A 10,770-nucleotide genomic window follows, 5' to 3' on the forward strand; every position below is an offset into this window, starting at 1 on the left:
TTTCGAAGAGTATTAGTCAATCTTATGCTGTTTTTTCCAAGATTGGATGGCCCATTTATGGCTACCACGTTTAAGATTTTGGATAGCCTCGTCAATAGGGAACCAGGCAATATGATTAAAGTCTTCTAGTGGATTTTGCACTTCTTTGAAAGAAGTCGCTTCATAGAGGTGGGCAGGATTGTAGTAGTAGGTATCACGATGACGAGAGTAGAAGTATTCATCAGCCTGTCCATAATAGGTACCAATTTCAGCTGTGAAACCAAGCTCTTCAATCAATTCACGCTTTAGGGCTTCCTGATGATTTTCACCTGCTTCAATTTCGCCACCTGGTAGGAACCAAGCGCCATTAGGTGCTTGAATAAGAACAATTTGTTTTTGTTTAGCGTCAGGGATAACTGCATACACTCCATAGCGTGCAACATAGTCTGTATTTGCTTTTTTTTCTCCGAAAGTTGGGTTTGCCATTGCATTTTCCTCATTATCTAGTATCTTTATTATTATCATAATGGACAAAGGCAGAGCTGTCAAGAACTTATAGTTATTTTAGTAAAAAGAGCAGAAAATTTTCATTTTCTACTCCTTTTCTATAGGATTTATACTTCTTTTTCATAAGTTTTTACTTCAACTTTTTTGGCAGACTTAATTTGAATGTTTCCCTTGCTAGTCAGAACTGCTTTGAGGTCTTTTTCGCTTGGATTTTCAAGGTAGTAGTCAGTGATTGCGTCCTCAATATAGTCTTGAATAGTCCGACGAAGTGGGCGTGCTCCCATTTTTGGATCATAACCTAGGTCAACCAGCTTTTCCTTGACCTTGTCAGTTACATCCAAATGAATGTTGTTGCTAGAGAGGCGCTTGTTAACATCTGCTAGCATGAGCTCGACAATCTGAAGGAGATTATCCTTGCTGAGAGCCTTAAATTCGATAATGCCATCAAAACGGTTCATAAACTCTGGGCTAAAGAAGTTGCCGAGTTCACCGAGAACAGAGTTGGTACGTCCTTCTCTAGTAGCCCCAAATCCAACGTTGGCTTCAGACTTACCTGTACCTGCATTTGAGGTCATGATAATGATGGCATCCTTGAAGCTAACGGTCCGTCCTTGCCCATCTGTCAAACGACCATCGTCCAAGACTTGTAGAAACATGTGCATAACATCTGGGTGAGCTTTTTCCACTTCATCGAGAAGGATGAGAGAATATGGATTGCGGCGAACTTTTTCAGTTAATTGACCAGCCTCATCATAGCCAACATAACCTGGAGGAGCGCCGACCAACTTAGCCACACTGTGTTTTTCCATGTATTCACTCATATCAAAGCGAATCATACTATCAGCAGAACCAAAGAGTTCGATAGCTAATTGTTTGGAAAGTTCTGTCTTACCGACCCCAGTTGGTCCGACAAAGAGGAAGCTTCCAATTGGACGGTTAGGCGTACCAAGACCGACACGATTACGGCGAATAGCCTTAGCAATCTTATCGACTGCATCATCTTGGCCAATAATATGAGACTTGAGATCTTCGGCTAGATGGATGAGTTGAGATTGTTCTTTCTCTTTTAAATCACCAACAGGGATGTTGGTTTTCTGTTCAATAATATGCTCAATGGTTTTTTCACTGATGATTGGAGTATCCTGGTCTGTGACCTTTTTCTTTTGCATTTCCTTATATTTGGCAATCTGGTCACGGAAGTAGGCGGCTTTTTCAAAATCTTCTTCTCGTGTAGCTTGAGACTTGAGATTTTCAGCCTCAATCAAGCGCTGATCAATGACTTTAGGGTCTACAAAATTCAAGGTCAAATTCATCTTAGAACCAGCTTCATCTAGGAGGTCAATGGCCTTGTCAGGTAAGAAGCGATCTTGGATGTAACGATTGGAAAGAGTTGCAGCTGCTTCAATTGCAGCATCGGTATATTGAACGTGGTGGTAGTCTTCGTATTTCTTTTGAATCCCTTTGAGGATAGTGATTGTTTCTTCCACCGTTGGTTCATCAACCTTGACAGGCTGCATACGACGCTCGAGGGCAGCATCCTTTTCAATGATACGGTATTCATTGAGGGTAGTAGCGCCGACCAGTTGCAGTTCCCCACGAGCAAGGGCTGGCTTGAGGATATTTCCTGCGTCCATATTACCATCACTCGCAGAACCAGCACCGACAATTTCATGGATTTCATCGATAAAGAGGATGATGTCCTCACGTTTGCGAATTTCTTCCATGAGTTTTTGCATGCGTTCTTCAAATTGTCCACGGATCCCCGTTCCTTGCACCAAGCTAACCACATCCAGACGGATGACTTGTTTGCCTTGGAGTTTATGTGGAACATCACCATCAACAATTTTCTGAGCTAGGCCTTCGACAACGGCAGTTTTTCCGACACCCGGTTCACCGATAAGAACAGGATTATTCTTGGTTCTACGATTGAGAATCTCGATGACACGGATAATCTCATCGTCGCGCCCAATAACGGGGTCAATGTCTCCACGACGGGCAATCTCAGTTACGTTGATACCAAATTCTTCCAGCAGGCCTTTTTCTTGGCTTGCTGGTGGAGTTTGAGCAGAACCACGATTTTGGGAACCATAACCGCCGTTTCCACCGTAACCTCCACCTGATTGGGTTGGGGGAATAGGAGGAGTATTGCTAGAAGGTCTGAAATTGTTTAGGTCATTGAAAAAATCACCAAAGGGATCGAAGTCACGATTGTTCAGATCCGTCATACCTTTGAAGAGGCTATTGTTAGGATCTGTTTTGATAATCTTGTAGCAGTTTTGACAGAGGTCAATTTGTTTTTGTTTTCCATTGAGATTGGTGTAAAGATGAATTGTTGAGTCGTTGATTTTACAGTTTTGACAAAGCATACATCTACCTCATTTCTTTCTTTATCCTGATCTGTTTAAAGGTCAAAAATAGTCAAATTCCTATACTCTCATTATAACAGGATTGGGGTGTAAAGCAAGTAAAAAGATTGCAGCTTTGAAAAGTTGTTGCAATGAAAATTTTTGTGAATTTGGACTATAAAAAAATCCTATTTGTGAGACAAAAAGGATTTTGGTTAGACATGCAGGGACAATCCCAGCTTGTTTTAGATTAGTAGAGAAGTTCGTAAATCTCCATTGCAATTAAGTCAATGCTATCAAACGTATACGTTTCGCGAGCTTCTACGTCACGAAGGGTAAAGATTGAGCCGTTTTCTTCGTCGTGGCTGTACGCAACTTCTGCAACAACAACTCCTTCGCGTTCAAAATTACGTTTTAAATTTCCGCCATCGTTTGCCATTGCTTCAAGGCGGTTGATGATTCTAACCAAATGTGATTCCATTTTGATTCTCCTTCATTTCTTATCGTTACTATTTTACCATAAAGGAGGCCAACTTGACTAGAAAAAAACTAAGATTTCTCGCTAATTCTGCTAGTTTAAAGATTTTTAAATAAATTGGATAAAAGATTTGAATTTTAATTCAATATACGTTATAATCATACAGTATTCTATTTTAGAAAGCAGTGTGACTATGAATTTTTCTTTTTTACCTAAGTATTTACCTTATTTTAACTATGGGGCTGTTGTGACGGTTCTTATTTCTATCTGTGTTGTCATTTTGGGAACCATTTTGGGGGTTGTCTTGGCTTTTGGGCAACGTTCAAAGTTTAAACCGCTTGTTTGGCTGGCCAACTTGTACGTTTGGATTTTCCGTGGGACACCTATGATGGTTCAGATTATGATTACCTTTGCTCTTATGCACATCAATGCTCCGACTATTCAGGTTGGGATTTTGGGTGTTGATCTTTCTCGTCTGATTCCAGGGATTTTGATTATTTCTATGAACAGTGGTGCTTATGTTTCTGAGACTGTTCGTGCTGGGATTAATGCGGTTCCTAAGGGGCAGTTAGAGGCGTCCTATTCTTTAGGGATTCGTCCTAAAAATGCGATGCGGTATGTGATTTTGCCACAAGCAATCAAAAATATTTTGCCAGCATTGGGGAACGAATTTATCACCATTATCAAGGACAGCTCCCTCTTATCAGCTATTGGGGTCATGGAGTTGTGGAATGGGGCTACAACAGTTTCTACAACAACCTATCTACCTTTAACACCACTTTTATTTGCAGCATTTTACTACTTGATTATGACCTCTATTCTGACAGTAGCCTTGAAAGCTTTTGAAAAACATATGGGACAAGGAGATAAGAAATAATGACAGAAATCTTGATAAAAATTGAAAATTTACATAAATCTTTTGGAAAGAATGAAGTATTGAAGGGCATCAACCTCGAGATTAAAAGAGGAGAAGTTGTCGTTATCATCGGTCCTTCGGGGAGCGGGAAATCTACCTTGCTTCGCTCTATGAATTTGTTGGAGGAAGCAACCAAGGGGAAGGTTATCTTTGAGGGAGTCGATATTACGGACAAGAAGAATGACCTCTTTGCCATGCGTGAGAAGATGGGCATGGTTTTCCAACAATTTAACCTCTTTCCTAATATGACTGTGATGGAAAATATTACCTTGTCACCTATCAAGACCAAAGGTGAAAGCAAGGCAGTTGCTGAGAAGAGAGCTCAAGAGCTGTTGGAAAAAGTTGGTTTGCCGGATAAGGCAGACGCTTATCCACAGAGTTTGTCAGGTGGGCAGCAGCAACGGATTGCTATCGCGCGTGGGTTGGCTATGGAACCAGATGTTTTACTCTTTGACGAGCCAACTTCAGCCTTGGATCCTGAAATGGTGGGTGAGGTATTGGCTGTTATGCAAGATCTAGCCAAGTCAGGAATGACCATGGTTATCGTAACACATGAGATGGGATTTGCCCGTGAGGTGGCAGATCGTGTCATCTTTATGGCAGACGGTGTGGTTGTTGAAGACGGAATACCTGAACAGATTTTTGAACAAACCCAAGAACAACGGACTAAAGACTTCTTGAGTAAGGTTTTATAATCTATTTTAAAATTTCAAGACAAGATTAGTGAAAAGCTCAACCAGAGATTTTTCTTATAGTTTGAAACTATAGGATAGCCTAGGAAATAAGTGTTAGGGGGTGCAGGCAGTTTTTGCTATAATGGAAGATATTTGAAAGAAAAGAGAAGTGATATGACACAGATCATTGATGGGAAAGCTTTAGCGGTCAAATTGCAGGGGCAATTGGCTGAAAAGACTGCAAAATTAAAGGAAGAAACAGGTCTAGTACCTGGTTTGGTAGTGATTTTGGTTGGGGATAATCCAGCCAGCCAAGTCTACGTTCGCAACAAGGAGAGGTCAGCTCTTGCGGCTGGTTTCCGTAGCGAAGTAGTGCGAGTTCCAGAGACCATTGCTCAAGAGGAATTGTTAGACCTGATTGCTAAATATAATCAGGATCCAGCTTGGCATGGGATTTTGGTCCAGTTGCCATTACCAAAACACATTGATGAAGAGGCGGTTCTATTGTCTATTGATCCAGAAAAGGATGTGGATGGGTTCCATCCCTTAAACATGGGGCGTCTCTGGTCTGGTCATCCAGTCATGATTCCTTCGACACCTGCAGGAATTATGGAAATGTTTCATGAATATGGGATTGAATTAGAAGGTAAAAATGCGGTCGTCATCGGTCGTTCAAACATTGTTGGAAAACCCATGGCCCAGCTTCTTTTAGCCAAAAATGCAACAGTAACCTTGACCCATTCACGCACCCATAATCTTGCCAAGGTGGCTGCTAAAGCAGATATTCTTGTAGTCGCAATCGGTCGTGCTAAGTTTGTGACTGCTGACTTTGTCAAACCAGGTGCGGTTGTCATTGATGTCGGTATGAACCGCGATGAAAATGGGAAGCTCTGTGGAGATGTTGACTATGAGGCAGTTGCCCCACTTGCTAGCCACATCACACCAGTTCCTGGAGGTGTAGGCCCTATGACCATTACCATGCTAATGGAGCAAACTTATCAGGCAGCACTTCGGACATTGGATAGAAAATAAGAGAAAAATCGCTGAAGAGAGTGTATTTTCTATAGCTATATCTGAAATGGCAGAAATGAGTATTAAATTTTAGATATAAGATTACAAAAGGAGGTCTGCGCCTCCTTTTTGTTGTATAATAAAAGCGAGAGGAAAAAACGATGAAAGTGATTGATCAAACTTTACTAGAAAAAGTTATTATTGAACGTTCTCGTACAAGTCATAAAGGAGACCATGGTCGTCTGCTGCTGCTTGGTGGCACTTATCCTTATGGAGGTGCTATCATTATGGCTGCACTAGCTGCTGTTAAGAGTGGTGCAGGATTGGTGACCGTTGGAACGGACAGGGAAAATATTCCAGCTCTGCACAGCCATTTACCTGAGGCTATGGCATTTTCTCTTCAAGACAAGCAATTGTTAAAAGAGCAGTTGGAGAAGGCAGAAGTTGTCTTGCTGGGACCTGGTTTAGGAGACGATGCTTTTGGAGAAGATCTAGTCAAACAGGTCTTTGCTAGCTTAAAACAGAATCAGATTTTGATTGTAGATGGTGGTGCCCTGACCATTCTTGCTAGGACAAGTTTGTCGTTTCCGTCTAACCAGCTTATCCTAACTCCCCACCAAAAAGAATGGGAAAAGCTGTCTGGTATTGCTATTGAAAAGCAAAAGGAAGATGCAACAGCTAGTGCCCTGACTTCATTTCCTCAAGGAACAATTTTGGTGGAGAAAGATCCGGCTACTCGTATTTGGCAAGCTAGCCAATCTGATTATTACCAGTTACAGGTCGGCGGTCCCTATCAGGCGACTGGGGGGATGGGAGATACTCTTGCTGGAATGATTGCAGGATTTGCAGGCCAATTCCGACAGGCCAGTCTCTACGAATGTGTGACGGTAGCGACCCATCTTCATTCAGCTATTGCCCAAGAACTAGCTCAAGAACAGTATGTGGTTTTGCCAACGGAGATTAGTAATTGTATTCCTAAAGTAATGAAAATTATTTGTCAACAAGAGAGGGTAAGCAAAGATAAACTTGTTTAAAATAGATAGATAAACCCACTTCCTTCTCTTAATTTATGATTCTTGAAATGCGCCTGCTTTAATGCTAAACTAGACGTATCAAAGTTAAGGTCTTGTTTTTGGAACTGGAAAGAGATGAACAAAGCAAATACATAAAAGATAAATTCATTTTTATTCGTTTTATAAAAATAAAATGCATGTTTTCAAAGAAAGATTGATAAAAAATGTAAATTTGATCTTTTTACTTGAATAAAAAGCGATTTCATAGTAGAATAAGAACTGAGAATGATGGAGGTAAATCGGTGGAAAATCTGAAGAAAATGGCAGGTATCAAGGCTGCTGAGTTCGTGAGCGATGGAATGGTCGTTGGACTTGGAACAGGCTCGACTGCCTATTATTTTGTAGAAGAAATCGGTCGTCGTATCAAGGAAGAAGGATTGCAGATTACAGCTGTAACAACTTCTAGTGTGACCACTAAACAGGCAGAAGGCCTTAATATCCCGCTCAAGTCTATTGACCAAGTAGACTTTGTCGATGTGACGGTTGATGGCGCGGATGAAGTGGATAGTCAGTTTAACGGAATCAAAGGCGGTGGTGGTGCCCTTCTCATGGAAAAGGTGGTCGCAACACCATCAAAAGAATACATTTGGGTGGTGGATGAAAGCAAGCTGGTCGAAAAACTAGGTGCTTTTAAATTGCCAGTAGAAGTGGTTCAGTATGGCGCAGAACAAGTCTTTCGTCGTTTTGAGCGAGCTGGCTACAAACCAAGTTTCCGTGAAAAAGACGGCCAACGTTTTGTGACGGATATGCAGAATTTTATCATTGACCTCGCCTTGGATGTCATTGAAAATCCAATTGCTTTTGGACAAGAATTGGACCATGTCGTTGGTGTTGTGGAGCATGGTTTATTCAACCAAATGGTGGATAAGGTAATCGTTGCTGGACGAGATGGAGTTCAGATTTCAACTTCAAAAAAAGGAAAATAGAAGGGGGCATAAGATGTCTAAATTTAATCGTATTCATTTGGTGGTACTGGATTCTGTAGGAATCGGTGCAGCACCAGATGCTAATAACTTTGTCAATGCAGGGGTTCCAGATGGAGCTTCTGACACACTGGGACACATTTCAAAAACAGTTGGTTTGAATGTCCCAAACATGGCTAAAATAGGTCTTGGAAATATTCCTCGTGAAACTCCTCTTAAGACTGTAGCAGCTGAAAGCAATCCAACTGGATATGCAACAAAATTAGAGGAAGTATCTCTTGGTAAGGATACTATGACTGGACACTGGGAAATCATGGGACTCAACATTACTGAGCCTTTCGATACTTTCTGGAACGGATTCCCAGAAGAAATCCTGACAAAAATCGAAGAATTCTCAGGACGCAAGGTTATTCGTGAAGCCAACAAACCTTATTCAGGAACGGCTGTTATCGATGATTTTGGACCACGTCAGATGGAAACTGGAGAGTTGATTATCTATACTTCAGCTGACCCTGTTTTGCAGATTGCTGCCCACGAAGACATTATTCCTTTGGATGAATTGTACCGTATCTGTGAATACGCTCGTTCGATTACCCTTGAGCGTCCTGCCCTTCTTGGTCGCATCATTGCTCGCCCTTATGTAGGTGAACCAGGTAACTTCACTCGTACGGCAAACCGTCGTGACTTGGCTGTATCTCCATTTTCCCCAACTGTTTTGGATAAATTGAATGAGGCTGGTATCGATACTTATGCTGTGGGTAAAATCAACGATATCTTTAACGGTGCTGGTATCAACCATGACATGGGTCACAACAAGTCAAATAGTCATGGAATTGATACACTATTGAAGACTATGGGACTTGCTGAGTTTGAAAAAGGATTCTCATTCACAAACCTAGTTGACTTTGATGCCCTTTACGGCCATCGTCGTAATGCTCACGGTTACCGTGATTGTTTGCATGAGTTTGATGAACGCTTACCTGAAATTATCGCAGCTATGAGAGAGAATGACCTTCTCTTGATTACTGCGGACCATGGAAATGACCCAACGTATGCAGGAACGGATCACACTCGGGAATATATTCCATTGTTGGCCTATAGCCCTGCCTTTAAAGGAAATGGTCTCATTCCAGTAGGACATTTTGCAGATATTTCAGCGACTGTTGCCGATAACTTTGGTGTGGAAACTGCTATGATTGGGGAAAGTTTCTTAGATAAATTGGTATAAGATGACGCGCTATGCTTTGCTGGTGAGAGGTATCAATGTTGGTGGTAAGAATAAGGTCGTCATGGCGGAGCTTCGTCAAGAATTGACAAACTTGGGACTGGAAAAGGTTGAGAGCTACATCAATAGTGGCAATATTTTCTTTACTTCGATAGATTCCAAAGCCCAATTGGTTGAAAAGCTAGAGACTTTCTTTGCAGTCCATTATCCATTTATTCAGAGCTTTTCTTTACTGAGTCTAGAGGACTTTGAGGCGGAACTTGAAAATCTACCAGCTTGGTGGAACAGAGACTTGGCACGAAAAGATTTTCTCTTTTACACTGAGGGTTTGGATGTGGACCAAGTCATCGCGACAGTTGAAAGTTTAGAGCTGAAAGATGAAGTGCTTTATTTTGGAAAACTTGGGATTTTCTGGGGAAATTTTCTGAAGAAACCTACTCTAAAACTGCCTATCACAAGGATCTGCTCAAGATGCCTTTCTATCGCCACATTACCATTCGCAATGCTAAAACTTTTGAAAAAATCGGTCAAATGCTAAAAAAATAATAAAGGAGACACACAATGACATTTTTAAACAAAATCCATGAAACAGCTGCTTTCCTGAAAGACAAGGGAATTCAAGCGCCTGAGTTCGGTCTAATCCTTGGATCAGGACTGGGAGAACTGGCAGAAGAAATCGAAAATCCAGTTGCAGTAGACTATGCTGAGATTCCAAACTGGGGCCGCTCTACAGTAGTCGGTCACGCTGGTAAATTAGTATATGGTGACCTTGCAGGTCGCAAGGTCTTGGCTCTTCAAGGTCGTTTCCATTTTTACGAAGGAAATCCTCTGGAGGTCGTGACTTTCCCAGTACGTGTCATGAAAGTTCTTGGATGTGAAGGTGTCATTGTAACCAATGCAGCTGGTGGTATTGGATATGGTCCTGGTACTTTGATGGCTATCTCAGACCATATCAACATGACGGGGCAAAATCCATTGATGGGTGAAAACTTGGATGACTTTGGTCCACGTTTCCCAGATATGTCTAAGGCCTACACTCCAGAATACCGTGCTACTGCCCATGAAGTTGCTAAAAAACTTGATATCAAGCTTGATGAAGGTGTCTATATCGGTGTTACTGGTCCAACTTATGAAACACCAGCAGAAATCCGTGCCTATAAGACACTGGGAGCAGATGCAGTTGGTATGTCTACGGTTCCTGAAGTTATCGTGGCAGCCCACTCTGGCTTGAAAGTTCTGGGAATTTCATGTATCACTAACTTTGCGGCTGGTTTCCAAGAAGAACTCAATCACGAAGAAGTTGTAGAAGTGACTGAAGGTGTCAAAGGTGATTTCAAAGGTTTGCTTAAAGCGATTCTTGCAGAATTGTAAGAAAAAAGATTTAAAAGGGGGAATACCTCTACCTTTTCATGATTGACTGGCTATTCGGAACAAAGAAGAAACATAGGTAGACTATGGGTTTCTTCCTACTCTTGTAACTGAAAGAGTCTGATAGTTAGCATTGTGAAAGACAAGAATCTAGGATGCTGGAATTAGCTTCCTAGCCAAGCAGACTAGTATGATAAGAAGAGATAAGAATGAATTTATACTCAATGAAAATCAAAGAGCAAACTAGGAAGTTAGCCGCAGGTTGCTCAAA

The 10,770-nt window shown here is 41.5% G+C and carries 10 protein-coding genes and 1 pseudogene; 8 read left to right on the top strand and 3 right to left on the bottom strand.

What is annotated here, in order from left to right; translation table 11 throughout:
* Nucleotides 1-12: 12 nt before the first annotated feature.
* From HT678_RS04635 to HT678_RS04645, 3 genes are all read right to left on the bottom strand, one after another.
* Nucleotides 13-465, bottom strand: a complete 453-nt coding sequence (locus HT678_RS04635; protein ID WP_023938214.1) for an NUDIX hydrolase — start codon at nucleotides 463-465, stop codon at nucleotides 13-15.
* Between the two features lie 128 nt (nucleotides 466-593).
* Nucleotides 594-2,852, bottom strand: coding sequence for an ATP-dependent Clp protease ATP-binding subunit (locus HT678_RS04640; RefSeq protein WP_000882510.1), 2,259 nt, complete (start codon nucleotides 2,850-2,852; stop codon nucleotides 594-596).
* A 229-nt stretch (nucleotides 2,853-3,081) separates the two neighbouring features.
* Nucleotides 3,082-3,312 (bottom strand): DUF1797 family protein, encoded by a 231-nt coding sequence (locus HT678_RS04645; RefSeq protein ID WP_000443574.1) that lies wholly within the window; start codon nucleotides 3,310-3,312, stop codon nucleotides 3,082-3,084.
* Between the two features lie 190 nt (nucleotides 3,313-3,502).
* On the opposite strand from HT678_RS04645, the gene HT678_RS04650 reads away from it, so the two are divergent.
* The 8 genes and pseudogenes from HT678_RS04650 to HT678_RS04685 all read left to right on the top strand — a co-directional run bounded on the left by HT678_RS04650 (nucleotide 3,503) and on the right by HT678_RS04685 (nucleotide 10,502).
* On the top strand, nucleotides 3,503-4,186 hold the full coding sequence (locus tag HT678_RS04650; RefSeq protein ID WP_001011644.1) for an amino acid ABC transporter permease: 684 nt from the start codon (nucleotides 3,503-3,505) through the stop codon (nucleotides 4,184-4,186).
* Nucleotides 4,186-4,920: an amino acid ABC transporter ATP-binding protein gene (locus HT678_RS04655; RefSeq protein ID WP_000136055.1), complete on the top strand. Its 735-nt coding sequence runs from the start codon at nucleotides 4,186-4,188 to the stop codon at nucleotides 4,918-4,920. The genes HT678_RS04650 and HT678_RS04655 overlap by 1 nt, the downstream gene beginning before the upstream one ends.
* A gap of 153 nt (nucleotides 4,921-5,073) precedes the next feature.
* Nucleotides 5,074-5,931 (top strand): bifunctional methylenetetrahydrofolate dehydrogenase/methenyltetrahydrofolate cyclohydrolase, encoded by an 858-nt coding sequence (locus tag HT678_RS04660; RefSeq protein ID WP_000192111.1) that lies wholly within the window; start codon nucleotides 5,074-5,076, stop codon nucleotides 5,929-5,931.
* A gap of 140 nt (nucleotides 5,932-6,071) precedes the next feature.
* A complete protein-coding gene (locus HT678_RS04665; RefSeq protein WP_172924630.1) occupies nucleotides 6,072-6,944 on the top strand; it encodes an NAD(P)H-hydrate dehydratase in 873 nt (290 codons plus the stop codon).
* A gap of 281 nt (nucleotides 6,945-7,225) precedes the next feature.
* Nucleotides 7,226-7,909: a ribose-5-phosphate isomerase RpiA gene (gene rpiA / locus HT678_RS04670; protein WP_000429303.1), complete on the top strand. Its 684-nt coding sequence runs from the start codon at nucleotides 7,226-7,228 to the stop codon at nucleotides 7,907-7,909.
* 13 nt (nucleotides 7,910-7,922) lie between these two features.
* The gene (locus HT678_RS04675; RefSeq protein WP_000033102.1) at nucleotides 7,923-9,134 is read left to right on the top strand and encodes a phosphopentomutase; all 1,212 of its coding nucleotides are present in this window, start codon (nucleotides 7,923-7,925) and stop codon (nucleotides 9,132-9,134) included.
* 1 nt (nucleotide 9,135) lies between these two features.
* Nucleotides 9,136-9,677 (top strand): annotated as a pseudogene (locus tag HT678_RS04680) (DUF1697 domain-containing protein).
* Nucleotides 9,678-9,692: 15 nt separating this feature from the next.
* On the top strand, nucleotides 9,693-10,502 hold the full coding sequence (locus HT678_RS04685; RefSeq protein ID WP_050207878.1) for a purine-nucleoside phosphorylase: 810 nt from the start codon (nucleotides 9,693-9,695) through the stop codon (nucleotides 10,500-10,502).
* The last annotated feature ends 268 nt before the right edge of the window (nucleotides 10,503-10,770 follow it).

It is taken from the genome of Streptococcus sp. 3167, assembly GCF_013277175.1.
Taxonomy (GTDB): Bacteria; Bacillota; Bacilli; order Lactobacillales; family Streptococcaceae; genus Streptococcus; species Streptococcus pseudopneumoniae.